General features: G+C 73.2%; 20 protein-coding genes and 1 riboswitch. Of the genes, 6 read left to right on the top strand and 14 right to left on the bottom strand.

Annotated features, from left to right (window positions below; genetic code table 11):
• Nucleotides 1–380: 380 nt before the first annotated feature.
• Both PZB75_RS07100 and PZB75_RS07095 read right to left on the bottom strand, forming a co-directional pair.
• Nucleotides 381–1,043 carry an HAD-IA family hydrolase gene (locus PZB75_RS07100; RefSeq protein WP_275534438.1) on the bottom strand — a complete coding sequence of 221 codons (663 nt, stop codon included), beginning with the start codon at nt 1,041–1,043 and terminating at the stop codon, nt 381–383.
• Nucleotides 1,044–1,323: 280 nt separating this feature from the next.
• Complete coding sequence (locus tag PZB75_RS07095; RefSeq protein WP_275534437.1) at nt 1,324–2,619, bottom strand: peptidoglycan-binding domain-containing protein; 1,296 nt, start codon at nt 2,617–2,619, stop codon at nt 1,324–1,326.
• Nucleotides 2,620–2,942: 323 nt separating this feature from the next.
• Here PZB75_RS07095 and PZB75_RS07090 point away from each other — a divergent pair, with 323 nt between their 5' ends.
• Nucleotides 2,943–4,985 (top strand): MFS transporter, encoded by a 2,043-nt coding sequence (locus tag PZB75_RS07090; RefSeq protein ID WP_275534436.1) that lies wholly within the window; start codon nt 2,943–2,945, stop codon nt 4,983–4,985.
• Nucleotides 4,986–5,329: 344 nt separating this feature from the next.
• On the opposite strand, the gene PZB75_RS07085 is transcribed toward PZB75_RS07090, so the two are convergent.
• Nucleotides 5,330–5,812 (bottom strand): GNAT family N-acetyltransferase, encoded by a 483-nt coding sequence (locus tag PZB75_RS07085; protein ID WP_275534435.1) that lies wholly within the window; start codon nt 5,810–5,812, stop codon nt 5,330–5,332.
• Between the two features lie 395 nt (nt 5,813–6,207).
• On the opposite strand from PZB75_RS07085, the gene PZB75_RS07080 reads away from it, so the two are divergent.
• Both PZB75_RS07080 and PZB75_RS07075 read left to right on the top strand, forming a co-directional pair.
• Entirely contained in the window at nt 6,208–8,379 is a 2,172-nt protein-coding gene (locus PZB75_RS07080; protein ID WP_275538622.1) for a bifunctional glycosyltransferase 87/phosphatase PAP2 family protein, read from the top strand.
• A 142-nt stretch (nt 8,380–8,521) separates the two neighbouring features.
• Nucleotides 8,522–9,247 carry a hypothetical protein gene (locus tag PZB75_RS07075; RefSeq protein WP_275534434.1) on the top strand — a complete coding sequence of 242 codons (726 nt, stop codon included), beginning with the start codon at nt 8,522–8,524 and terminating at the stop codon, nt 9,245–9,247.
• A gap of 146 nt (nt 9,248–9,393) precedes the next feature.
• Here PZB75_RS07075 and PZB75_RS07070 read toward each other — a convergent pair whose 3' ends face one another.
• The 7 genes from PZB75_RS07070 to PZB75_RS07040 form a co-directional block, all read right to left on the bottom strand.
• Nucleotides 9,394–9,819 (bottom strand): transglycosylase SLT domain-containing protein, encoded by a 426-nt coding sequence (locus PZB75_RS07070; protein WP_275534433.1) that lies wholly within the window; start codon nt 9,817–9,819, stop codon nt 9,394–9,396.
• A gap of 322 nt (nt 9,820–10,141) precedes the next feature.
• The gene (locus tag PZB75_RS07065; RefSeq protein ID WP_275534432.1) at nt 10,142–11,008 is read right to left on the bottom strand and encodes an ECF transporter S component; all 867 of its coding nucleotides are present in this window, start codon (nt 11,006–11,008) and stop codon (nt 10,142–10,144) included.
• Entirely contained in the window at nt 11,005–12,759 is a 1,755-nt protein-coding gene (locus tag PZB75_RS07060) for an ABC transporter ATP-binding protein (RefSeq protein ID WP_275534431.1), read from the bottom strand. The genes PZB75_RS07065 and PZB75_RS07060 overlap by 4 nt, the downstream gene beginning before the upstream one ends.
• The gene (locus tag PZB75_RS07055) at nt 12,756–13,907 is read right to left on the bottom strand and encodes an energy-coupling factor transporter transmembrane protein EcfT (protein WP_275534429.1); all 1,152 of its coding nucleotides are present in this window, start codon (nt 13,905–13,907) and stop codon (nt 12,756–12,758) included. Before PZB75_RS07055 ends, PZB75_RS07060 begins: the two co-directional genes overlap by 4 nt.
• Nucleotides 13,904–14,671, bottom strand: coding sequence for an SCO2322 family protein (locus tag PZB75_RS07050; protein WP_275534428.1), 768 nt, complete (start codon nt 14,669–14,671; stop codon nt 13,904–13,906). The genes PZB75_RS07055 and PZB75_RS07050 overlap by 4 nt, the downstream gene beginning before the upstream one ends.
• 443 nt (nt 14,672–15,114) lie before the next feature.
• Entirely contained in the window at nt 15,115–16,386 is a 1,272-nt protein-coding gene (locus tag PZB75_RS07045; protein ID WP_275534427.1) for a prenyltransferase/squalene oxidase repeat-containing protein, read from the bottom strand.
• 129 nt (nt 16,387–16,515) lie between these two features.
• A riboswitch (cobalamin riboswitch) is annotated at nt 16,516–16,590 on the bottom strand.
• A 28-nt stretch (nt 16,591–16,618) separates the two neighbouring features.
• The gene (locus PZB75_RS07040) at nt 16,619–17,287 is read right to left on the bottom strand and encodes a TetR family transcriptional regulator (RefSeq protein WP_275534426.1); all 669 of its coding nucleotides are present in this window, start codon (nt 17,285–17,287) and stop codon (nt 16,619–16,621) included.
• 415 nt (nt 17,288–17,702) lie between these two features.
• On the opposite strand from PZB75_RS07040, the gene PZB75_RS07035 reads away from it, so the two are divergent.
• The 3 genes from PZB75_RS07035 to PZB75_RS07025 all read left to right on the top strand — a co-directional run bounded on the left by PZB75_RS07035 (nt 17,703) and on the right by PZB75_RS07025 (nt 21,032).
• Nucleotides 17,703–19,034 (top strand): glycosyltransferase family 4 protein, encoded by a 1,332-nt coding sequence (locus tag PZB75_RS07035; RefSeq protein ID WP_275534425.1) that lies wholly within the window; start codon nt 17,703–17,705, stop codon nt 19,032–19,034.
• A 142-nt stretch (nt 19,035–19,176) separates the two neighbouring features.
• Nucleotides 19,177–19,938: a class I SAM-dependent methyltransferase gene (locus PZB75_RS07030; RefSeq protein ID WP_275534424.1), complete on the top strand. Its 762-nt coding sequence runs from the start codon at nt 19,177–19,179 to the stop codon at nt 19,936–19,938.
• Nucleotides 19,935–21,032 (top strand): prenyltransferase, encoded by a 1,098-nt coding sequence (locus PZB75_RS07025; protein WP_275534423.1) that lies wholly within the window; start codon nt 19,935–19,937, stop codon nt 21,030–21,032. Before PZB75_RS07030 ends, PZB75_RS07025 begins: the two co-directional genes overlap by 4 nt.
• A gap of 39 nt (nt 21,033–21,071) precedes the next feature.
• Here the strand turns inward: PZB75_RS07025 and PZB75_RS07020 are convergent, their stop codons facing one another.
• From PZB75_RS07020 to PZB75_RS07005, 4 genes are all read right to left on the bottom strand, one after another.
• Nucleotides 21,072–21,365, bottom strand: a complete 294-nt coding sequence (locus PZB75_RS07020) for a hypothetical protein (protein ID WP_275534422.1) — start codon at nt 21,363–21,365, stop codon at nt 21,072–21,074.
• A 134-nt stretch (nt 21,366–21,499) separates the two neighbouring features.
• Complete coding sequence (locus PZB75_RS07015; RefSeq protein WP_275534421.1) at nt 21,500–22,282, bottom strand: DUF5336 domain-containing protein; 783 nt, start codon at nt 22,280–22,282, stop codon at nt 21,500–21,502.
• A 566-nt stretch (nt 22,283–22,848) separates the two neighbouring features.
• Nucleotides 22,849–23,832, bottom strand: coding sequence for an N-acetylmuramoyl-L-alanine amidase (locus PZB75_RS07010; RefSeq protein ID WP_275534420.1), 984 nt, complete (start codon nt 23,830–23,832; stop codon nt 22,849–22,851).
• 72 nt (nt 23,833–23,904) lie between these two features.
• Complete coding sequence (locus PZB75_RS07005) at nt 23,905–24,492, bottom strand: class I SAM-dependent methyltransferase (RefSeq protein WP_275538621.1); 588 nt, start codon at nt 24,490–24,492, stop codon at nt 23,905–23,907.
• Nucleotides 24,493–24,659: the final 167 nt, after the last annotated feature.

Genomic DNA, 24,659 nt, shown 5'->3' with positions numbered 1-24,659 from the left:
CGCACGTCACATCAAGGGGTAGGGCGTGCCGGGCCGGTGTGTCGGCCGTTGATTTGGCTGACTCGGGTGCGCGGGCGCGGAGTTGTCGGTTCCGGTTGCCTCCGCGCCCTCCCGCTGCTCGAAACGCCGGGCAGGGGTGGCGAATCGGAACAGGGGTGGTGAATCGAGCAGGCGTGATGACGGGGTGTGAGGGGGGATCGGTCAGCCGTCAGCCGTCAGCCGTCAGCCGTCAGCCGTCAGCCGTCATGGGGGCGGGGCGCCGTCACCGAATCGGTCCCGCGGCTTGTGTCCCCTCGGCGGGACGGTTTCTCCCTCGCCGGTCCTGGCCACGGGCGTCGCGCGGGCGCCGGCCGCGCCCGGCGCGGTGGACGGCCGTGTCCTCAGGCGGCGCTGATGTGCAGTCGCAGCGAGCCGTCGGCCACCGCTTCGACGCGGAGCCGGTTCAGGTCCTCGATGTGGGCGTCGGGGGAGTGCGCGCCCGCGCGCGGGCCCACGCCGATGACGCGCATGCCGGCCGCGCGGCCCGCCGCGATGCCCGCGCCGGAGTCCTCGAAGACGACGCAGTCCGCCGGGTCGAAGCCCAGCTCGGCGGCTCCCTTGAGGAAGCCCTCCGGGTCCGGCTTGCTGGCCCCGACGCACTCGGCGGTGATGCGGACGTCCGGCATCGGCAGCCCGGCGGCGGTCATCCTGGCGTGCGCCAGAGCCTTGTCCGCCGAGGTCACCAGGGCGTGCGGAAGTCCGGCGATCGAGGTCATGAACGCGGCAGCGCCACCGACCGGCACCACTCCGTCGAGGTCGGCGGTCTCCTCGGCGAGCATGCGCCGGTTGTCCGCGTGGTTGAGCTCCATCGGGCGGTCCGGGAGGAGCAGTGCCATGGTCGCGTAACCCTGCCGTCCGTGGACGACCTTCAGGGTCTCCTCCGGGTCCAGCCCTTCGGTGAGTGCCCAGCGGCGCCAGCAGCGCTCCACGACCGCGTCGGAGTTGACCAGGGTGCCGTCCATGTCGAGAAGGACGGCACGCGTAGTGAGGACGGTGGCCGGCATCGGCGGGCTCCTGGGCGCGGGGGAAGAGAACAAGCAGCCTCCGGCCGCCGGTCAGGGAGAACGGTCGGAGGCTACTTTGTTCCTCTACGGTACAAAAACCTGACCAGGAACGCCAGTCCTTCCACGGGGGCGCTCCCTCCCACCACTGTGACGTCGGACCGTTCCGTGCGCCGTGCGGGCGGCTGTCCTGTCCGACCGTCCCGTCGCCTGTCGCGTCCAACCGTGTCGGCGGTGTCACGTCCAGCCGTCCCGATCGCACGGGGCCACCCCCGCCCCCGGTTCAGTGGCCCTTGCCCGTGGTCTCCGCCTCCAGGGCGCGGCGGGTGTTCGGCCCGTAGACGCCGGGCGGGTCACCCTGGATGGCCTTGTACGACTGGTAGACGCGCAGGGCGCCCTCCACCCCGGCGTCGAAGTTGGCGTCGGCCGACCCCGCGTACAGCCACACCTCCTGCAATCTGCGCTGGAGGTCGGCCACCGCGGGACCCCGGTCGCCCGACCGCAGTGTTCCGCCGGCCAGGGCCGGCGGGGGCGGCGCCGTGTCGTCGTCGGAGGCAGAGGCGGCCGGGGACGACGGATGAGCGGGACGGGACGGATCGGGGGACGACGGCGCGGAGGATGACGGGCCGGTCGAGGGGGAGGCCGAGTGCGACGCGGAGCGCGAGGGGGACGGGGAGGCGGAGAACGAATGGGAGGGAGAGGGGGAGGCGGTCGCCGACTCCGAAGGCTCTGGGCTGCTCGCGGTCTCGGCGGCGCTCGCCGTCGGAAGCGGCAGCGCCCGGTCCTCGCTGTCGTCGCCGTCGCCGGAGAACAATCCGCCGGTGAACGCCGCCGTACCGACCACCACCGCCACCGCCACCCCCACGGCGAGCGCCGTGAAGGGCCGGCCGCGGCGCGGTTGTACGGGGTCCACGAGGTGGCCCGGGGCGCCGCCGTGCTGCTGGTGGCCGACGGGACCCGGTCCGCCCGGCTCCACGGCGGGGGGCAGCGGACCGGCCGGGGTGAGACCGGACGGGCCGCCGGACTGCCCGGGGGCCCCGGCGCCGCCGGGGCCCGGCGCACCGGCCGGACCCGCCGCCCCGAGGAACAACGGCATCGTGGCAGCCGCGTCCCCGGCGGACCCCGGCCCCGTACCACCGACGCCGTGGACACCGTCGGCCCCGTGCACGCCATGGGCCCGGTGAACACCGTCGGCCCCGTGCGTGCCGCCGGGTGCGGTGCCGCCGCCATCCGTGCCGCCGCCCGCGCCGTCGTCCACACCGCCGCGGCCCCCGTACCCGTCGCCCGCCGCCGGACCCGTCGCCCCCGCTGCGGCTGATCCGGCCGCCCCCATCGTCCCCGGTGTGTGTCTGCCGGAGGGCTCCGGGGCGTCGTCGCCCAGCGTCACGTACGGCCTGATGCGCAGTGGGTCGAAGTCCTCCGCCGCCGCGATCTCCCGCGCCGTACGGTCCGCCCGCCGCTGATCCTCGGCGTGCCGCTGATCATCGGCGTACCGGGCCGCGCGACCGGCGCAGCCGCATCCGGGTCTGCCGTCCACGCGGCGTCCCATACCGCACTCCGGGCAGAAATGTCCGGTCATTGTGGGTCCCCTCCCCTTGAGCTGCCTGCGATTATGCAGCCCGCCGACCGGAAGCCCAATGCCGTGCCCGTGGCACCGCCCCCGACCGGTCCCGTTCCGCAGGCCATAACGGCGCATAGCGGACAGGATGGGTGAGTAAGGGCTGTCCCGTCATCCCTGGCGGCGCGCGACGGCAGCCACGGCACCCCGCCGCGTCGCCGGGACGTCCGCGTACATCCAGCACGCGGACGTCCCGCCGCCTCGCGACGCCACCGCGTCCGACGCCGCCCACGGCTCCACCAGGGATGACGGGACAGCCCTCAGCGGATCGAGGAGATGTCTTCATGACCAACCAGTCGGATGCCCCGGCCCCGGCCCAGGGCGAGGACCGCTCCACCCGGACGATCCTGATCGCCATCGGCGCGCTGCTCCTGGGCATGCTGCTCGCCGCGCTCGATCAGACGATCGTCTCGACCGCGCTGCCGACCATCGTCAGCGACCTCGGCGGCCTGGACCATCTGTCGTGGGTGGTGACGGCCTATCTGCTGGCGTCGACCGCCGCGACACCGCTCTGGGGCAAGCTCGGCGACCAGTACGGCCGCAAGAAGCTGTTCCAGGTCGCCATCGTCATCTTCCTCGTCGGATCGGCGCTCTGCGGCATCGCGCAGAACATGCCGCAGCTGATCGGTTTCCGCGCGCTCCAGGGACTCGGCGGCGGCGGACTGATGGTGCTGTCGATGGCGATCGTCGGAGACATCGTCACACCACGCGAACGCGGCAAGTACCAGGGGCTGTTCGGCGCGGTCTTCGGCGTGACCAGCGTCCTCGGACCGCTCCTCGGCGGCTTCTTCACCCAGCACCTCAGCTGGCGGTGGGTCTTCTACATCAACCTGCCGATCGGGATCGTCGCGCTCCTCGTCATCGCCGCCGTGCTGCACATCCCGGTCCGCCGCACCAAGCACACCATCGACTACCTCGGCACCTTCCTCATCGCCTCGCTCGCCACCTGTCTCGTCCTCGTCGCCTCCCTCGGCGGTACCACCTGGGCCTGGGGCTCGGCCCGGATCATCGGCCTCGCCGCGCTCGCCGTACTGCTGGCCGTCGCCTTCGTCCACGTCGAGCGGCGCGCCGAGGAACCCGTACTGCCGCTGAGGCTGTTCCACATCAGGACGTTCACCCTGGTGGCCCTCATCAGCTTCGTGATCGGCTTCGCGATGTTCGGCGCGATGACCTATCTGCCGACGTTCCTCCAAGTGGTGCACGGGATCACACCGACCATGTCCGGTGTGCACATGCTGCCGATGGTGTTCGGTCTGCTGATCACCTCGACCGGATCGGGCCAGATCGTCAGCCGCACCGGCCGCTGGAAGGTCTTCCCGATCGTCGGCACGGGCGTCACCGCCGTCGGCCTCCTGCTGCTCCACCGGCTCACGGAGAACAGCGGTACCTGGGAGATGAGCGCGTACTTCTTCGTGTTCGGCGCGGGACTCGGCCTGGTGATGCAGGTCCTGGTCCTCGTCGTGCAGAACTCCGTCGGTTACGAGGACCTCGGCGTCGCCACCTCGGGCGCCACCTTCTTCCGTTCCATCGGCGCCTCGTTCGGCGTCGCCATCTTCGGCACCATCTTCACCACCCGGCTCACCGGCAAGCTCAGTGACGCGCTCGCCGGCCGCCCGCTGCCGCCCGGTGTGAACGCCGCCGGACTCGCCGACGACCCGCGCTCGCTGTCCCTGCTGCCGCCCAGCCTGCGCGCGTCGGTCATCAGCGCCTACTCGACGTCGATCACCGACGTCTTCCTGTACGCGTCCCCGGTCGTGCTGGTCGCCTTCGTGGTCGCCTGGTTCCTGAAGGAGGACAGGCTGCGCGGCTCGGTGACCGCCCCCGACACCAGCCAGACCGTGGGGGCGAACCCGGTCCAGCGTTCCTCGTACGACGAATGCGCCCGCGCCCTGTCCGTGCTCGCCACCCGCGAGGGCCGCCGCGAGGTCTACGAGAAGATCACCGAGAGGGCGGGTTACGACCTCCTGCCCGCCGCCAGCTGGCTGCTGCTGCGCATCCGGCGGCACGGCGCCGTCGAACCCGCCCGGCTGGCCGACGTCGCCCCCGTACCGCTGCGGGTGATCAGTGAGGCCGCCCGGCAACTGGAGGAGCGCGGGCTCGCCCGGCGCGAGGGCGTACAGCTGGTGCTCAGTGAGACCGGCGAGGAGGCGGTGGTGCGGCTGGGGCAGGCCCGCGAGGACTCCCTCGCGGAGCTGCTGGGGGACTGGTGGGGGCCGGACCGGCCGACGGACCTGGTCCGACTGGTGACTGAGCTGACGGCGGAGACGAGCGGATCGAGCCGGGAACGCCCGCACGAGCCGGGGCCCCGGCGGGACCACGCGGTCTGAGGGGGTCCCGCTTCTGGCGCGGCGATGGGGCCGGAGCGGGACACACGGTCCTGGCGGGACCACACGGTTCGGGTGGACCCCGCGAGGTCCTGGTGGGATCACACGGTTTGGGTGGACCCCGCGAGGTCCTGGTGGGATCACACGGTTCGGGTGGACCCCGCGAGGTCCGGGGGACACCCCATGGGGTCCGGGCGGGACTGGTCCGGGCGGGACGCACGGTCCCGGTGGGGTCCGGGCGCGCGCGGTCCGGGCGGGACCCCACCGTCCTGTCGGGCCGCGACCCCGCTCGACAACTGTCTTCGGCCCCTGCGCGATCCCCGCCCCCGCCAGCTCCCCGCCTCCGCTCACAGCTCCTTGGCGAACCAGTGTTCGGCGTACTGCCTGCGGTGGAAGGCGGGGACCTCCCGGTAGCCGTGCTTCGCGTACAGCCCGCGCGCCTCGACCAGGTCGCTCCGGGTGTCGAGCCGGATCTGCGCCATCCCCAGCGCCCGCGCCCGCTCCTCGGCGGCCGTCAGCAGCGCCCCGCCACCACCCGTGCCCCGGAACTCCCGGCGCACGAATACGCGCGTCAGCTCCACGACCCCCGCGTCCGCGTCCACCACGAGCAGACCGGCGCAGCCCGCCGCGCTCTTCCCGTGGCGGCCGACGAGGAACTGCCCGGTGGGCGGGGTGAGCAGTTCGGCGCCGTCGTCGGTGAGCCCGTCCTCGATCTCCTCGGCGGTCGCGGGCCTGTCCCAGTAGCGGCTCGCGACCTCGGTGTAGTAGTCCCGGCGCAGCAGGGTCGCGCCGGGGGAGTCGAAGCGTTCGGGGGCCACGGTCCACATCATGGGACGATTCTGGTTCGCGCATGACCGGGTGACGAGCCAATTTCGGTCACCTGGACCCGGCGCGGTGACGCCCCGCACCGCTTCTCACTCCTCGCTCTGACATTCGGGCGGCCGGGCGCGTGCCTGCGCGGATGCCCGCGCCGAGGGGGCCGCCGGGGTTCCGTTCCGGCCTGCGCCCCCGAGACGCGCCCCACGGCTGGGCCGCTCTCTCGGACACGAGGGGGGTGACAGGTGAAGAGGGGGTTGATTGTGTCTACCTCATTGGGCAATGCGAGGCTTCATCATCGCCTCCCCCGGCAGAGGGGACGCGGACGGAACGGTGGGAGGGTCGGCACGGCGTGGCGAATGCGGAGCACAGCGTGAGCGGAAACGCGGCGACGGGGGCGCGGACCGGGATGACCCGGGCCGCGCTCTGGTTGATCGTCGCCGTGCTGGCGGCACGGCAGATGGCGGTGGTGCTGAGGCAGTCGCCTGGCGAGCGGATCATCGACCTGGAGACCTGGACCGGTACGAACGGCGTCCTGCACATGCCGGGATCGCTGTACGAGACCGACCGGTTCACCGGCACCCCGTTCGCGGGACTCGTGCTGAGACCGCTGACCCGGACGGCGGAACAGACCCTCGGCGTGGCCTGGACCTTCGGCTCGCTGCTGCTCGTCGCCGTCATCGGTGTCGTCGTCGCCCGCGCCCTGCCACGACCGGTCACCCGCCGCACCGCCCTCCTCGCCGCCCCGGTCGCCATCAGCCTGCTGATGGTGTCGCTGCCGGTACGCAACGCGCTGCACCTCGGCCAGACGAGCATCCTGCCCGTCCTGCTGGTGCTGCTCGGCTGTTTCGTCGCGCGTGACGCACGCGTGTCCGGCGTACTGATCGGGGTCGCGGCGGCGCTCCAGCCGACGGTCCTGCTGTTCGCCGTGCTGCTCCGGCTGACCGGGCGCAGACGGGCGTCCGTGACCGGCGCCGTCACCTTCGCCGCGCTGACCGGGCTGACCTGGGCCGTCATGCCGAAGGACTCCTGGACGTACTGGGTGCACCATGTCGCGGGCGCCGGACTCGGGGCCCGTCCGGACAGCCTCGCCAACCAGTCCCTGCACGGCGCCCTGCTCCGCCTCGGCGCCGAGGGACCGCTGGAAATCGTGCTGTTCGTGGTGCTCGCGGTCACCGTCTGCTTCGTCGGGCTGCGGCGGGCGCTGCGGTACGCCGAGGACGGCCAGCTGCTCCTCGCGGTCGCCGTGACCGGCTGCGTCGCCGTCGCCGTCTCGCCGACCGCCTGGCAGCACCAGCTGCTGTGGGTGCTCCTGGCGGTCGTGGGCCGGGTCGGCAAGCGGGCCTCCGACCGGCCGGTGTGGCCGGTGGCTGTGGCGCTGGTGCTCGTCCTGCCGGGCAAGATGCTGCTCCCGAACATCGAGGCGCTGTTCCCGGTACGTGACAACGTGCTGCTCATCGCGGCGCTCGGCGCGGCCTGTGCGGCCCCCTTCCTGCCGCGTACCTCGCCGTACTGGCGCAGACCCGTCCCCACCGACTACGCGTCCCCGGTCGCCTCCCGCTGGGGACGTGTGCCGCTCCTGCCGTTCTGGCGACGTGTGCTCAGCCGCCCCAACCTGCTGCTGGAACTCCTGCTCATCCGGATCGTCTACTCCGCGTACCAGCACGTCAGGCTCGCCGCGACGGCGGGCCGCGCCACCGCCGAGCACCACGGCCGGCAGATCCACTCCCTCGAACAGTGGCTGCACATCGACATCGAGCGCTGGGTCAACCACTCGGTCGTGAAGGTCACCTGGCTGCGGGAGTTCTTCGACTACTACTACCTGACGTTCCACTTCGTCGTGCCGCTGACGATCCTCGGTGTGCTGTACGTGCGCAGGCCCGCGGACTACCGCTGGGTGCGCAGTTCCATCGGCTTCGCCACCGCCCTCGCGCTGGTCGGTTTCTGGCTGTACCCGCTGGCCCCGCCGCGTCTGATGCCCGGCCTCGGCTTCATCGACACCGTGCACGGCGTGCAGGACTTCGCGAAACCGGACTACGGCACGCTGACGGGGATGACCAACCAGTACGCCGCGATGCCGTCGCTGCACTTCGGCTGGTCGCTGTGGTGCGGTGTGGTGATCGTGATGCTCGCGCCGAAGGTCTGGATGAAGGCACTGGGCCTGCTCCATCCGCTCTTCACGCTCTCCACGATCGTCGCGACGGGCAACCACTGGGTGCTCGACGCGGTGGGCGGCGCGGCGGTCGTCTCGCTGGGCTTCGGGCTGACGTACGCCCTGTCGGGCCGGCGCGAACTGCGGGCGGGCACGGCGTCGACGCGGGGGGCGGCCATGCGTACGACCAGGACCGGGACCGGGGCGGGAGCCAGGGCCCAGGCCGAGGCGAGAGCCGAGTCCCAGGCCGGGACCGGGGTCAGGGACAAGGACGAGGTCCGGTCCGAGGCCGAGGGCAAGGCCGGGAGCGAGGCGAAGGCCGGGTCCGAGAGCATCGGCGGGGCCGGAGCCGCGTCCGGGCAGACGTCTTCCGTACGCGTCCCGAAGCCGAAGCCGAAGCCGGACGGGACGCCGGCCGGAAAGCGGTAACCGCGCCACCGGCCAGTGGCGCAGGTCAGGACCCCGATGGCGGGCCGTTCGCGGACTGCGCGTAGTCTCTCCCCGGCCAATCGGCCGGGGAGGGGGAAACGGACTCCCCAAGATCATTCGTATGTCAAGGGGAGAACACCTCATGCGCACCCATCTGCGACGCGGCCTGTCCGCAGCCCTCGTGGCGTCCTCGCTCTGCCTCATGGCCGCGTGCAGCGACTCGTCGGACAGTTCGGACAAGTCGGGCGGCGACGCCAAGAGCTCGCAGTCCGCGGAGAAGCCGTCCAAGGCGCCCGCGGTGGCCCTCTCCGTCGAGCAGATGAAGGCCGCCTCCCTGGCGGTCGAGGACCTTCCGGCCGGCTGGAAGGTCGACAAGACCGAAGCGGACCCGACCACCGAGCCCAAGGCGGACAAGGCGGAGTGCCAGCCCCTCGCCGCCTTCCTGGCCGACAAGGTCGCCGGGGCGACGATGGGCGCCAGCCTGGACTTCGCGGGTGACAAGGGCAAGACCGCCCTCAGCCAGCAGGTCTTCACCTTCCCCGGTGAAGGGGCGGCGGACTACCTGAAGACGGTCGGTGCCGCGCTGGAGAAGTGCGACGCGTTCGGGTACGAGGACGACGGCGCGAAGTTCAAGGTCACGCTCGAAAAGCTGACGGGCCCGAAGGTGGCCGAGGAGTCCCACGCCTTCCGCATGAAGCTGGAGGTCCTCTCGATGGACGTGAAGTTCGAGTCGGACATGCTGGTGGCCCGGCAGGGCACGGGCGTGACCCGCATCGCCTACATACCGTCCGACCCGTCGGGTCACAAGAACTTCGAGGAGCTGGCCACGCGCGGTGGCCAGAAGTTCGCCAGGCGCGCCCAGTACTGATCCGGCGGGGACCGCGTCGTCCCCTCGGACACGGCGAAGCCCCGACCGTTCGGTCGGGGCTTCGCCGTGCGCCCGGCAGGGCGGATGCCCTCGCCGGGCCGCTTTCAGCCGATCGCCCGATCGCTCCCGGCGGAGTGCGGGCCGGCTCAGTACCAGCTGTTGGCCTGCCAGAAGTTCCACGCCTCGCACGGGCTGCCGTAGCGGGAGTTCATGTAGTCGACGCCCCACTTGATCTGGGTCTCCGCGTTGGTCTTCCAGTCGGAGCCCGACGAGGCCATCTTGTTCGCGGGCAGGGCCTGGACCAGGCCGTACGCACCGGAGGAGGAGTTGGTGGCGTGCATGTCCCAGCCGCTCTCGTGCGACACGATGTTGCTGAAGCACTGGAACTGGGCGTCATCGCCGATGATCCGCTTCGCGCTGCTCTGCGCGTCCGACGTGGAGGCCGAAGCCGCGGACGGGGCGGCCATGGCCGGGGCGGCGCCCATGGCCAGACCGGTGGCACCGAGCAGAACCGCCGCGCCGGTGACGGCGGACTTGCGGGGCTGGGCGAGGATGCGACGGGCGAACGACACGTGGAGTCCTGACGTCGGGAACGGGGGATGTCGAAGCCGGAACCGGAGCGCCACGCGAGGCGCCGCTCCGGGGGAGTTCCGGCGATCGGTGACCGTGGTCCGTTCGGTGGGCCTGTCGGTGACCGGCGACGTGGACCAGTCTTAGCGGCGCCGTCCGGGCACCGCAATGACCCCCGGTACGGCCCGTCGTCGGAGCGGGGGCCGAAGGTCCCGGACCGGACCGCGGCACGTCAGCCCAGGTCACAGGAGTCGCGGAGGAAGCGCCGAGGGCCGGGACGGCTACTAGGCCGGGTGGTAGGGGACCAAGGACCTGTGGGGCCCTTCACGCCTTCGGGACCTCTTCCGGCCCCTCGAACGTGACCTGGGCCTCGAAGGCGGCGCGGCGCGTGGCCCGGCGCAGGGCCTTCAGCAGGACAGGACCGACGGTGAGGACCAGCACCACGGTCAGCAGCGCCCGGCCCAGGTCCCAGCCCAGCGAGGTGGCCAGGCAGTACGCGAGGAACCGCACCAGGTTCTGCGACAGCGGGTCGCCCGGGTGGAACGCGATACCCGAGCCGAGACCGGGGACGATCGTCCAGCCGTACAGGTTCATCACCGTGCCGTATGCCAGCGCCGCCACGCACCCGTACACCGCGAGCATCAGCAGCTCGCCCCGCCCGCGCAGCCGGTCCGGACCCGGCAGCAGGCCCGCGCCCATCGTGAACCAGCCCATCGACAGCATCTGGAACGGCATCCACGGCCCCACCCCGCCCGTGAGCAGGGCCGAGGCGAACATCGTCACCGAGCCGAGCACGAAACCGAAGCCGGGGCCGAGCACCCGGCCGCTCAGCACCATCAGGAAGAACATCGGCTCAAGACCGGCCGTGCCCGCGCCCAGTGGCCGCAGCGCCGCACCGACCGCGGCGAGCACCCCCAGCATCGCCACCGCCTTCGCGTCCAGGCCGGAGTCCGCGATGGTCGCCACGACGACCCCGACCAGCAGCGGCAGCAGCGCGGCGAACAGCCAGGGCGCGTCCTGCGAGTGGGCGAGGCCCGAGTCGGCGTCCGCGAGCAGCGGCCAGCCGAAGGCCACCACACCGATCGCGCTGATCAGGGCCAGCGCGGTGATCGCCCGCGGACCCAGCCGGACCGGGCGGGCGGCGGTGCGCCCGCCGAGGCGGTCTCTCATGTGCGTGCGGTCGCCTCTCATACGGAGGGAGCCGACGGCTCCGGGTGTTCCAGCGCCCGCCGCACCTGCGTCACGGTCAGCCACTCCTGGGGGGCGAGGATCTTCGCGGTCTGCGGGGCGAACGCCGGGGACGAGACCACCACCCGCCGGGTCGGACCGTCCGCGACGACCTCCCCGTCGGCGAGGATGACCACCCGGTGGGCGAGTTCCGCCGCCAGCTCCACGTCGTGCGTCGCCAGCACGATCGCGTGCCCCTCGGCCGCCAGCTCGCGGAGCATCCCGACCAGCCGGGCCTTCGCCGCGTAGTCCAGCCCCCGGGTCGGTTCGTCGAGGAGGAGCAGCGGTGGCCTGCCGGTGAGCACGATCGCCAGCGCCAGCGCCAGCCGCTGCCCCTCGGAGAGGTCACGCGGGTGAGTGGCGTCCGGCACGTCCGGCAGCAGCGCGGAGACCAGGGCCCGGCAGCTGCCCGGTTCGGCGCCCGCGTCGGTGTCGGCCGCCGCGCACTCGGCGGCGACCGTGTCCGCGTACAGCAGATCGCGCGGTTCCTGCGGTACGAGACCGACCCGGCGCACCATCTCGCGCGGCGGTGTCCGGTGCGGCGTCCGGCCGCCGACCAGGACGGACCCGGTGGTGGGCTCGATCGTGCCGACCAGGGTGGCCAGCAGGGTGGACTTGCCCGCGCCGTTGCGGCCCATCAGCGCGACGGTCTCGCCGGGGGCCACCGAGAGGGTGAGGCGGCGCAGCGCCTCGACGCGTCCGCGCCGCACGCCGAGCGAGGTGATCTCGGTGGTGGGGGTGTCGGGTGCGGCGGTCCCGGAAGCGGGGACGGGGGGAGCGCCCCCGGGACGCAGCAGCCGGGTCAGCATGCCGCGCCGGCCGGTGGCGGGCGCGGGCAGTGGCGGTACGCCCGCCACCGGTCCGGCCGGTCCGGCCGGGACGTCCGCCGGGGGGTGCGCCGTGGCCAGCCGGCTCCGCAGGTCCGTCGCCCGGCGGCGGGCGTCGCGCACCGACAGCGGCAGCGGGTCCCAGCCCGCCAGCCGCCCCAGCGCCACCACGGGCGGGTGGACGGGCGAGACGGCCATGATGTCGGCGGGCGCCCCCATCACCGCTGCCGCCCCGGGGGACGGCAGCAGGACGACCTGGTCGGCGTACTGGACCACCCGCTCCAGCCGGTGTTCCGCCATCAGGACCGTGGTGCCCAGGTCGTGCACGAGGCGCTGGAGCACGGCCAGCACCTCCTCGGCCGCCGCCGGATCGAGGGCGGACGTCGGCTCGTCGAGGACCAGCACCTTGGGGTGCGGGGTGAGCACCGAGCCGATCGCGACCCGCTGCCGCTGACCGCCGGAGAGCGTGGCGATCGGCCGGTCGCGCAGTTCGGCCAGGCCCAGCAGATCGAGCGTCTCCTCGACCCGCCGCCGCATCACCTCGGGAGCGAGCCCCAACGACTCCATTCCGTAGGCCAGTTCGTCCTCGACGGTGTCGGTGACGAAGTGGGCCGACGGGTCCTGGCCCACCGTGCCCACCAGATCGGCGAGTTCACGCGGTTTGTGGGTACGGGTGTCGCGGCCGTCGACCGTGACCCGGCCGCCCAGGCGGCCGCCCGTGAAGTGCGGCACCAGACCCGACACGGTCCCCAGCAACGTCGACTTGCCGACCCCCGACGGGCCGACGAGCAGCACCAACTCGCCCTCGGGCACGGTGAGATCGACCCCGTGCAGGGTGGGGTGCGCGGTCCCCTCGTACCGCACCGAGACCTGCTCGAACCGGATCACGTCTTCTCCTCGGGCCCCGGGGCGGAGGCCATGGGCGGGGTGGGGGCCACCAGTGCGGGCAGCAGACCGATCAGCGTCGCCGCCGCCGGCCACAGGGGGAGGACCGGAGCGGTCAGGGGTACGACACCGGGGTGCAGCGCGTCCGGGTCGGTGCCGCCCGCCCAGACCATCGCCACCGCCACCGCCGCACCCGAGGCGGCCGTCAGCCACGCCCGCCCGCCCCAGCGGTCGGGGCGGTAGCGGGTACGGACCGATCTGCGTCCGCCCAGCCGCAGCCCGGCCAGGGCGGCGACGAGCCCGGCGAGCAGCAGCGGCAGCCCGTACACCGCGCCCTGCGCGGCGAGCAGCCCGTACGTACCGGCGCACACCCCGAGCAGTCCACCGATCGTCAGGACGTTCGTGGTGTGCCGGACGGCGGGCGGGACCTGGGCCGTCCGCCCGTAGCCGCGCGCGTCCATCGACGCCGCCACCGCCACCGACCGCTCCAGCGCGCCCTCCAGCACCGGCAGCCCGATCTGGAGGACCGCCCGCACGCCGCCGGTGGGACGGCCGCGCAGCCGCCGCGCCGACCGCAGCCGGCTCACGTCGGCGACCATGTTCGGCGCGAAGGTCATCGCGACGACGACGGCGACCCCCGCCTCGTACAGCGCGCCCGGCAGCGACTTGAGCAGCCGGGCCGGGTTGGCGAGCGAGTTCGCCGCGCCGACGCAGATCAGCAGGGCGGCGAGCTTCGCCCCGTCGTACAACGCGAAGACCAGCTGCTCGGCGGTGACCCGGCCACCGATCCTGACGCCCTTCGCCCAGTCGGGCAGGGGCACCTCGGGCAGGGTGAACACGGTGTGCGTGCCGGGGACCGGGGAGCCGAGGAAGGCCGAGAAGAGCAGCCGGACCGCGACGACGAACAGCCCGAGCTTGATGAACGCGCCGTACGAACGGGCCCACGGCGCGTCCGTGCGGCGGGCCGCGACCACATAGCCCGCGACCCCGATCAGCAGCGCGAGGAGCAGCGGGTTGGTGGTCCTGGACGCGGCCGTGGCGAGTCCGAGCGCCCACAGCCACCAGGCCCCGGCGGGCAGGGCGTTGGCGCGGGTGGCCTCGGGGGCGCGCAGCGCCCGGTGGAGCCGGGGCGTGCCGGTGGCGCCGGTCATCCGCGCCGGCGGCGGGCCCGGAGGACGCCGGCGACACCGAGGACGAGCACGGCGGCCACGCCGACGAGCAGCCCGGCCGACGGGCCGCCGCCGCTGTCGGACGAGGAGGCGCTGTCGGACGAGGAGACGCCGGGGGAGAGCGAGGCACCGGGGGACGCGGCGCTGTCGCGGTGGCCGTTCCCGGAGACCTGCTCGCCGCACCCCGACGCCGGGTAGCGGGTGATGGCGCAGAGCAGCGCGTCGTTGCCGTAGCGCAGCGGCTTGGCGACCGACGCGAGTGCCTCGGCGGTGCTGGCGTCGGTGGCGACCCGGGCGCAGGCCGTGCGCGACGGGGGCGGGGTCTCACCGTCCGGCGCGTCCGCCGCCGTGCCGGGGTCGATGACGAGCGCGACCCGTTTCGTACCGCCCTTGGCGGGGGTGTCGCGGCAGATCTCCGCGAAGTCGGGGGCGTGGCGCGGCTTCGCGGCGTCCTGGGAGTCCTCGCTCACCGCGAACCGGAAGCCCTGCACCGAGCCGTCGTCCGGGCGGACCAGGGACGGGCCCTGGGTGGCGTACGTCCAGGTCGTGCCGGAGCCCTCCCAGAACGACCAGTAGCGGTAGCCCGCCGCCTGCGCGGTGCCCGAGCCGAGGACGACGGTGACGGCGGCGAGGAGGGCGGCGAGGAGGGCGGCGAGCGCAAGAGCGGGCCCACGGGCCGGTCGCGGGCCCGGCCGCTGGGTCTGCGCGCCCGGCCGCGGCCCCGGACGGGCGGCTGCCGGTGGCACGGCCGCGTGGACGTCCGGGCGCCGCCGGCGCCCGTCACGGCGAATCCCGGCCGCCGGTCGGGCGGTCCGGGTGTCGATGGCCGGTGTTCCTGGTCCGGTGGTCCGGGTGTGGGTGGCCGGTGTCGGTGGTTCGGTGGTCCGGGTGTGCGTGGCTGGTGCCCCCGGTTCAGCGGTCCGGGTGTCGATGGCCGGTGTTCCTGGTCCGGCGGTCCGGGTGTGGGTGGCCGGTGTCCGTGGTCGGGTGGTCCGGGTGCGGGCGGCTGGTGTCCCTGATCCGGTGGTCCGGGTGTGAGTGGCCGGTGTCCCCGGTCCGGCGAGCCGGGTATGCATGGCTGGTGCCGCTGGTGCCGCCGGACCGGCGGGCCGGGTGTCCGTGGCCGGTGTCCCCGGCCCCCAGGACCAGGTGCCCGTGGCCGGCCTCACGGCCGCTGGTTCCGCCGGGCTCACAGCTGCTGGTTCTTCCGGCGTCCGCTGATCAGGAAGCCGACGCCCGCGCCGACCGCGAGGCCGATCCCGATGAGCCACCAGACGCCGAGGCCGCCGTCGTCGCTCTCGCGGCCCTCCTCCGCCTTGTCGCCACTCGCGGTGGCGGCCGCGTCGGTCCGGGGCTTCCGGGTGGCGGCGGGTGCGGGGCCGGTCGCGTTGAGCCGCGCGACGAGGTCGACGCCGCCGAAGTCACGGGCGTCGGTACCGGTGGCGTGCGCGGCGAGGACCAGTTGGGCGTACGCGGCGGGACCGCTCGTCTCGGCCCAGGGCCCGGCGTTCTTCTCCAGCCAGCCGACCGCCTTCGCCGCCTTGTCCTGGTGACCGGAGGCGGACAGGGCGACGACCGCGTCGGCGGTGTTGCCGAAGTCGGGCCGGGGCGCGGTGTCGTCGGAGCCGGGCATCGGCGGAAGGTCCAGGTGCCCGGTCTTCGCGAGCACGCCCGAGAGGTAGTACGCGCCGTTCTGGGCGGCCTGCTCGGGCGTCGGGTCGGCCGTCTTCTGGCAGGTGGGGGCCTTGACCGCCGCGGTGTTGCCCGCCGCCATGCCCTTGCCCATGCCACCCAGCACGGCCGCCGCCGTGGCGTCCGCGTTGGCGGTGAGCTTCCCGGCCTTGTCGGGCTGGTAGGCGAACGCGCCGCCGTCCGCGCCGCCGCACGGAAGGGCGAATGTGAGCAGCGCGTCGTACGGGGTCGTGCCGCGGTCCGTGGTGATGTCGTTCATCTTCTGGCCCGCCCGCGCCAGCGCGCCGATCACGACGGCGGTGGAGTTCGCGTCGCTGGGGCTGCCGGGGTTGTAGCCCCAGCCGCCGTCCGCGTTCTGCACGGACTTCAGCCAGTGGACCCCGTTGTCGATGGCGTCGCGGTGCCGGCCGAGCTCGGCGAGCGCCTGTATCGCCGCCGCCGTGGCGTTGGTGTCCGTCATCGTCTTCGCGTCGCACGGCACGGACGGATCGGGGCGGTACGAGGCGAACGCGCCGCTGTCGCACTGCTGGCCGACCAGCCAGTCGACCGCCCCGGCCGAGGGCGTGACCAGCTCCACGCTCTGCGCGAGGAAGGCGAGCGACTGCCGCCAGACACCGTCGTACGTCGGATCGGCCGTCCCGTACAGCCCGTCGGGCAGCGCGGCGGAGGGGGAGGGCGAGGGGGACGGTGCCGCGACAGCCGCCGGGGCGGCGGCCACACAGAGCACGGCGGCGGTCGCGAGCGCTGCCGCGCTTCGGCGTACGGTCATGGCGGGCTGGGCCTCTCCTGCGAGGAGCCGGGCACAGGCACGCTGGGGTACCAGGCTCCGGCTCCGTGAACCTCGACGGTGCCGGTCACCGGGGGCCCCGGTGACACGAGCCGGTCACGACCAAGGACAGGGCATTCCGGCTCGCCGCCTCCGAAGGCGGCTCACGGCTGCGGGTCAGCGCCGGATTCGCACCGGCTTCCCCCTGAACGGGCATGATGACGACTCGCACACTCTACCGGTCGATACCCGGTCCTTCCTGGGCAGAGGCGCCCGCCCCGGCCGCCGCGCCCGCCCCGGACCCGGTCCCCGGTACGACATCGATCAGCCGGCACACCGTCTCGATGTCGGTCCGCACCCGGGCGGCCGACGCCCGCCCCGAGAGCCAGCTGATCAGCACCGAGTGCCAGGTGTGCTCGACCACGCGGACCGCCGACAACTGCTCCGGCGACGGGTCGTCGAGGCCCATGGCGTCCAGGACGATCGTCGTGGTGAGCCGGGACACGGCGTCCACCTCGGGGCTCACACTCCGGTCGGCGAAGGTCAGCGCCCGTACCATCGCGTCCGCCAGCTGCGGTTCGCGCTGGAGCGAACGGAAGGCCCGCATCAGGGTGTCCGCGACCCGCCGCGCCGGATCGTCCCCGGCCGGCGGACGTCTGCGGAGCGCGGTGTGCAGGTGCTGGAGCCGGTCCCGCATGACCGCGACCAGCAGATGGACCTTGGAGGGGAAGTAGCGGTACAGCGTGCCCAGGGCGACCCCCGCGTCCTCCGCCACCTCACGCATCTGCACGGCCTCGAACCCGCCCCGGCCGGCCAGTCGCGCGCCCGCCTCCAGGATGCGACGGCGACGGGCCTCCTGGCGCTCCGTCAGGGCCGGCGCCGCCGGTCTGGCTCCCGTTGTCATGTGACCCCGTCCATGGCTTCTGTCGCGACCGGAGGGAGCTTCCGTCCGCGACCGGAGGGAGGCGGAGTGCTCCAGGGGGCGCACAGCATGCCAGGGGTCCCGGCCGTGGCGCGAATCACCTGACCGCACCGACACCGCGACGCTACCTGCCGGTAGATTCGAAGCTCATCGAGCGGGCGAAGGGCTGTCCGGTACTCCCGGTGGAGTGGCGCGCGGCGTCGGACGCGGCGCGTCGCGAGGCGGAGGGGCGTCCACATACTGGATGTACGGGGACGTTCCGACAACGCCGCGAGGTGCCGTAGCTGCCGTCGCGCGCCCGCCGGGGAGTAGCGGGACAGCCCTAAGTCTGTAACTTGTTCTAGATTAGCGCGAGCGGTTACGCTCCGGCGGACACGCAGTGAGAAGGGGGCCGAGTGTGACCGCTGAGGCCATAGAAACGGGCCCTCACGCGGGCCGCGACGCGTCGGCCCCCGCCGGCGAACGGCCGCTGCGCATCGCACTCCTCACCTACAAGGGCAACCCCTTCTGTGGCGGCCAGGGCGTCTACGTCCGCCATCTCGGCCGCGAACTGGCCCGCCTCGGCCACAGCGTCGAGGTCATCGGCGCCCAGCCGTACCCCGTGCTCGACGAGGGCGTCCCGCTCACCGAGCTGCCCAGCCTCGACCTCTACCGCCAGCCCGACCCGTTCCGCACACCGGGGTTCGGCGAGTACCGGGACTGGATCGACGCGGCCGAGGTCGCCACCATGTGGACCGGCGGCTTCCCCGAACCGCTGACCTTCAGCCTCCGTGCCAGACGCCATCTGGCCGCACGCCGGGGCGAGTTCGACGTCATCCACGACAACCAGACACTCGGTTACGGCCTGTTGGGCGACCTGGGCGCCCCGCTCGTCACGACGATCCACCACCCCATCACCGTGGACCGGGAGTTGGACCTGGCCGCCGCGCCGAACCGGCGCCGCCGCGCCTCCGTACGCCGTTGGTACGCCTTCACCCGGATGCAGGGGCGCGTCGCCCGCAGACTGCCGTCCGTGCTCACCGTCTCCGGCTCCTCCAAGCAGGAGATCACCGAGCACCTGGGCGTGCGGCCGGACCGGGTCCATGTGGTGCACATCGGCGCGGACACCGATCTGTGGGCGCCCGACCCGGCCGTCGCGGAGGTTCCCGGACGGATCGTCACCACCTCCAGCGCGGACGTCCCGCTCAAGGGCCTCGTCCATCTCGTCGAGGCGCTGGCCAAGCTCCGTACCGAGCACCCTGACGCGCACCTCGTCGTCGTCGGCCGACGCGCCGAGGACGGGCCGGTCGCGCGGGCCATCGAGCGGTACGGGCTGCGGGGAGCCGTCGAATTCGTCAAGGGCGTCACCGACGCCGAACTCGTCGACCTGGTGCGCGGCGCGCAGATCGCCTGCGTCCCCTCGCTGTACGAGGGCTTCTCACTGCCCGCGGCCGAGGCCATGGCCACCGGCACCCCGCTGGTCGCCACGACCGGGGGAGCCATCCCCGAGGTCGCGGGCCCGGACGGCGAGACCTGCCTGGCCGTGCCGCCCGGCGACGCGGGAGCGCTGGCCGCCGCGCTCGCCCGGCTGCTGGAGGACCCGGAACTGCGGGCGGGACTGGGCACCGCCGGGCGCGAGCGGGTGCTGGCCCGGTTCACCTGGAAGCAGGCCGCGATCGACACGGCGGAGCACTACCGGGCGGCCATCGAGGCCCACTCCGCCCGGCCCGCCGCCAGGAGCCGTCGGTGACCCGGCCCGCTCCCGCCCCTCCCCGCTCCTCCGCCCCCTCCGACCGCCCCGACCCCCTCGACTTTCTCGACCGCTCCGAGCACCGCCGCCTCCTCGGCCGTCTCCGCCGTTCCGACCGTTCCGACTGCGAAAGCAGGCACTCGTGCTGACCGTGGATTTCACCCGCTTCCCGCTCGCCGCGGGCGACCGCGTGCTCGACCTGGGCTGCGGCGCGGGCCGTCACGCCTTCGAGTGCTACCGGCGCGGCGCCCAGGTGGTGGCGCTGGACCGGAACGCCGAGGAGATCCGCGAGGTCGCGCGGTGGTTCGCCGCGATGCGCGAGGCCGGTGAGGCACCCGAGGGCGCCACCGCCACCGCGATGGAGGGCGACGCGCTCAACCTGCCGTTCCCCGACGAGACCTTCGACGTCGTGATCATCTCCGAGGTCATGGAGCACATCCCCGACGACAAGGGGGTGCTCGCCGAAATGGTCCGCGTCCTCAGGCCGGGCGGCCGGATCGCGGTCACCGTGCCGCGCTACGGACCCGAGAAGGTCTGCTGGTCGCTCTCCGACGCGTACCACGAGGTCGAGGGCGGCCACATCCGCATCTACCGGGCGGACGAACTCCTCGGGAAGATCCGCGCCGCCGGCCTCAAGCCGTACGGCACCCACCACGCCCACGCGCTGCACTCCCCCTACTGGTGGCTCAAATGCGCGTTCGGCGTCGACAACGACAAGGCGCTGCCGGTCCGCGCCTACCACAAACTGCTGGTATGGGACATCATGAAGAAGCCCATGGCCACCCGCGTCGCCGAGCAGTTGCTCAACCCGGTCGTGGGCAAGAGTTTCGTGGCGTACGCGACCAAGCCGCACCCGTCCAGGGCCGGCTTCCCCGAGCAGCACCCTACGAAGGCCGAGGCGTGACCACTCCCGAGCGGACCGAACACCTCGTGCTGCCCGGAGTCCTGACCGCCGGGCAGGCCACCGAGACCGTCACCGCGCTGCTCGCCGGGCAGTGCGAGGACGGGGCCCTGCCGTGGTTCCGGGGCCACCACCTCGACCCGTGGGACCACATCGAGGCGGCCATGGCGCTGGACGCGGCGGGCGAACACGCCGCCGCCGCCCGCGCGTACGAATGGCTGGCCCGGCACCAGAACGACGACGGCTCCTGGTACGCCGCCTACCACGACGGCGACCCGGACCGGCCCGTCGACCGCGGTCGTGAGACCAACTTCTGCGCCTATGTCGCGGTCGGCGTCTGGCACCACTACCTCGCCACCGGGGACGACGCCTTCGTCGACCGGCTGTGGCCGACCGTCTACGCGGCCGTCGAGTTCGTCCTGCGGCTCCAGCTGCCCGGCGGCCAGATCGGCTGGAAGCGCGAGGCCGACGGCACCCCCGTCGAGGACGCCCTGCTGACCGGCTGCTCCTCCATCCACCAGGCGCTGCGCTGCGCCCTGGCCATCGCCGAACGGCGCGAGGAACCGCAGCCCGACTGGGAGTTGGCGACCGGCGCGCTCGCCCACGCGATCCGCCACCACCCGGAACGCTTCCTGGACAAGAGCCGCTACTCGATGGACTGGTACTACCCGGTCCTCGGCGGAGCCGTCACCGGGGCCGCCGCCCAGCGAAGGATCGACGAGGGCTGGGACCGGTTCGTGGTCCCCGGCCTGGGCGTGCGCTGTGTGCTGCCCAACCCCTGGGTGACCGGCGGCGAGAGCTGCGAACTCGCCCTGGCGCTCTGGATGATGGGGGAGTCCGACCGGGCCCTTGAGATCCTTCAGTCCGTCCAGCACCTGCGCGCCGACAGCGGCATGTACTGGACGGGGTACGTCTTCGAGGGCGACCGCGACTTCTGGCCGCAGGAGCAGACCACCTGGACCGTCGGCTCGCTGCTGCTCGCGGTGGCCGCGCTCGGCGGGGACGAGGCGACCACCGCGGTCTTCAGCGGTGAACGGCTGCCGACGGGCCTGGAACCCGACTGCTGCGACGGGACACGGTCCGGCGGTACGGACTGAGGACTGTCCCGTGGCCGGCGACGTTCGCCGGGAGCGGTGTCAGTACCGGCGGACACGGCCCGCCACCGCGTGCCCGATGAAGAGGTAGACCACGGCGGCGAGCCCGTACCCGGCGACGACCCGCTCCCACGCCTTGTCGAAGGTGAACAGGTCGTACGACCAGCCGGCCAGCCAACGGGCGGCGCCCCTGACGAAGTCCACCAGACTGTTGTCCCGGTTCGCGTCGAGCAGGTACATCGCGATCCACAGGACGAGGATGAAGGCCATGACATCGGCCACGGCAGCGATGACGCGCGCTGCGGTACTGCTTCCATTGCCGGTTGCTGGAGACATGGGTTCCACGTTGCCCCGTCCCGCCGGGTGAAACCCCGATCACGCCCCCGGTTGGCGCCCGGTCCGGACGGACGACGACGTCCCCCGCCCGGAAGGGGCGGGGGACGTCGTCCTGTGCGCGTACGAGGACCGGGTCAGCCGCGCTGGATGCCCGTGGTGTCCTGGAGCACGCCACGACGGCCGTCCTGCGTCTGGGCGACCAGGGCGGGACCGCGCTGCTCCACCGCGAGGTACCACGTACCGGGAGCCAGCTCCGCGATCGGGGCCGCCGAACCGTCCTCCCCGTACAGCGGACGAGTCACCGGCACCGCGAACCAGAACGGCGCGAAGTCCGCCGACTGCGCCGAGGAGTCCTGCGGGGCGGGCGTCTGCGCCTGCTGCGGCTCGGGCCGGGCGGCCTGCTGCGGGTGCGCACCGTACGGCTGGGGCTGACCCGGCTGCGCACCGTACGGCTGCTGCTGCGCGCCCGGGTAGCCGTAACCCTGACCGGGCTGCGGCTGACCGTAGGCCGACTGCACGGCCGGCGGGCGCGGGGCGCCCAGCAGCGGCGCCTTCAGCGCCGGGACCAGCGGGGTGGCGACCGCGCCCGCGGCCAGCACCAGCGCGGCGATCAGCCCGAGGATGAGCCCGGCCCCGGCGTCGACCTGGCCGAGGTCGATGATCGTCCAGAAGAGGGCCCACGCCGTGAACACCGTGGCGGCCACACCGACGACGCCCAGGTCCAGGCCGAGCACCTTGCGGGGCTGGGACTGCGAACGGGTCAGGATGATCAGTGCCGCACCGATCACTCCGACCATGAAGACGCCGATCGCGTTGCCCAACGAGTCCCAGGCGTTCGGCGCGTCGCCGAGGCCCTCGAAGGAGAAGTAATCGAGGAAAGAGGCGATGAACAGCACCACCGCTGCTCCGATCACCACGCCATCGCCTCGAGTGAGGGAGCGGATATCCACGTGAAGGTCCTTAGTCGTTCGTCTCGTCGGGACGGTCCGTCGCTCCGCTGTACGGCGGGCGCGGCGCGAAGCCGGTGCAGCTCCCCGCGAACCCTGCCCCGTCGCGCCACCCGGCACGCACACTCACGCCGTCGGCCGGAGGATCAGGCGGTCAGGCCACCAGGTCCTTCGGCCGCCCTGCGGTCGTACGCACCGGACGACGCTCCTTCCGGGCAGGCATTGCCGGTCACAGCACAAGGGGGCGGCTCCCCATGGTACGGATGAATCTATCGGTTGCCCGGCCGGGTGGGGGACCCGTCCGCAGGACGGGCGGTCATCCCTTCGGATACCACCGCATAACTCCCCGTCGTGGCGGGGAAATCACTCCCGGGGACGTCACCCGCCGAAGGGCTGTCCCGTAATCCGTGGTGGATCAGCGTGCGGCGTCAGATGCGGTGCGTCGCAAGGCGGAGGAGCGTCCGCATACTGGATGTATGTGGACGTTCCGACAACGCCGTGAGGTGCCGTAGCTGTCGTCGCACGCCCACCAGGGATTACGGGACAGCCCTGAGGTAGGAACCGATGCCGTCCGCGATGCCCTGGGCCGCCTTCTGTCGCCAGCCGGCGTCGGTCAGCAGGGCCGCGTCCGCCGGGTCACGCATGTTGCCGCATTCGATGAACACCTTGGGCACGGTCGACAGATTCAGTCCGCCCAGGTCCTTGCGGGTGTCCAACCCGCTGCGGCCGCCCACATAGTTGGAGGGCGCGCTCCCGGTCGCCCGGACGAAGAGGCCCGCCATCCGGGTCCCGAGATCACGCGACCGGTCGACGATCTTCGAGGTGTCCGCCGCTCCGCCGCGCACCTCGGCGGGCAGGATCACATGGAAACCGCGGTTGCCGACCGCGGAACCGTCCGCGTGGATCGACACCACGGCGTCCGCCTTCGCGTCGTTGCCGATCCGGGCCCGTTCGTCGACACACGGACCGTACGGGCGGTCGTCGTCGTGGGTGAGGACGACCCGCGCGCCCCGTGCCTCCAGGAGCGTCCGCAGCCGGTGCGACACATCGAGGGTGAACCGGGCCTCCGAGTAACCGGAGTCGGTGGACGTGCCCGTGGTGTCGCACTCCTTGTGCGTGGTGCCGATGTCCACCTGGCGGTTGATCTCACGGGAGTGCTGGTAGTTGCGCGGATTGTGACCCGGGTCGACGACGACCGTCCGCCCCGACAACGGCCCGTCGGGCAACGGGCGTTCGGCGGCCGGGGAAGACCTCGGCGGGGACGGGGTGCCGGCCGGGCCGGACGAGGGGGCGGCGGACGCCGCGGCCGACCCGCCCGGCGCGGAGGCCGACGGACCGGCCGACGGCTCCGAGGACGGGGACGCGGCGCCGCCGCCGGGATGGGGACGGGCCTGCCCGGAGTCACCCCCGCACCCGGAGGCGGTCAGACAGACGGCCGCCACCAGCCCGGCGGCGGCGAGAGCGGGCCTGCGGCGCGCGGCGGCGCGCGGAACGGGGGGAACGCTGACGTCGTACGGCACCACGCGATGCTAACCGGGCCCTACGGCCTTCCCCGGGACGGGGAGCCCCACTCCCTGTGGTGGGGGAGGCGTTCAGATCCCCGGCCCCGTCCGCCGCAGCACCCGGAGCGAGTCCGTCGCCGAGACCTCGGTGAACGCTCCGGAGGCCAACGCCCGCTGATGGACGCGGTACGGGGCCTGCCCGCCGTCCGCCGGGTCGGGGAACACGTCGTGGACCGCGAGCAGCCCGCCCTCGGCGACGCGCGGCGCCCAGCCCTCGTAATCGGCGTTCGCGTGCTCGTCGGTGTGCCCGCCGTCGATGAACACGAAGCCGAGCGCCCCGCTCCACACGGCCGCGACCTGCGGGGACCGCCCGACGAGTGCCACGACGTGCGCTTCGAGACCCGCCCGGCGCAGGGTCCGCCGGAAGGTGGGCAGGGTGTCCATCAGACCGGTCTCCGGGTCCACCAGCGACGGATCGTGGTACTCCCAGCCCGGCTGCTGCTCCTCGCTGCCCCGGTGGTGGTCGACGGTGAGCGCGGTGACCCCGGCCCGGCGGGCGGCGTCGGCGAGCAGGATCGTGGACCGCCCGCAGTAGGTGCCGACCTCCAGCAACGGCAGTCCGAGAGCGGCGGCGCCGGCGGCGGCCGCGTACAGGGCGAGACCTTCCCGTACCGGCATGAAGCCCTGGGCGGCCTCGAAGGCGGCGAGGGTCTCCGGTGCGGGCCCGGTCTCCGGCTCGGTGGTCACGGGCTGCTCCTCCGCGTCGTACGTTGGTGGGCCGCCCATCGTGCCGTACGCCCCCGCCGGGAAGTCCGGCGGGGGCGTACGCGGGGGCGGGCTCGGGT

It is taken from the genome of Streptomyces sp. AM 4-1-1, from assembly GCF_029167625.1.
In the GTDB taxonomy this organism is placed as follows: Bacteria; Actinomycetota; Actinomycetes; order Streptomycetales; family Streptomycetaceae; genus Streptomyces.
This window is presented reverse-complemented; position numbering and strand designations above follow the sequence as displayed.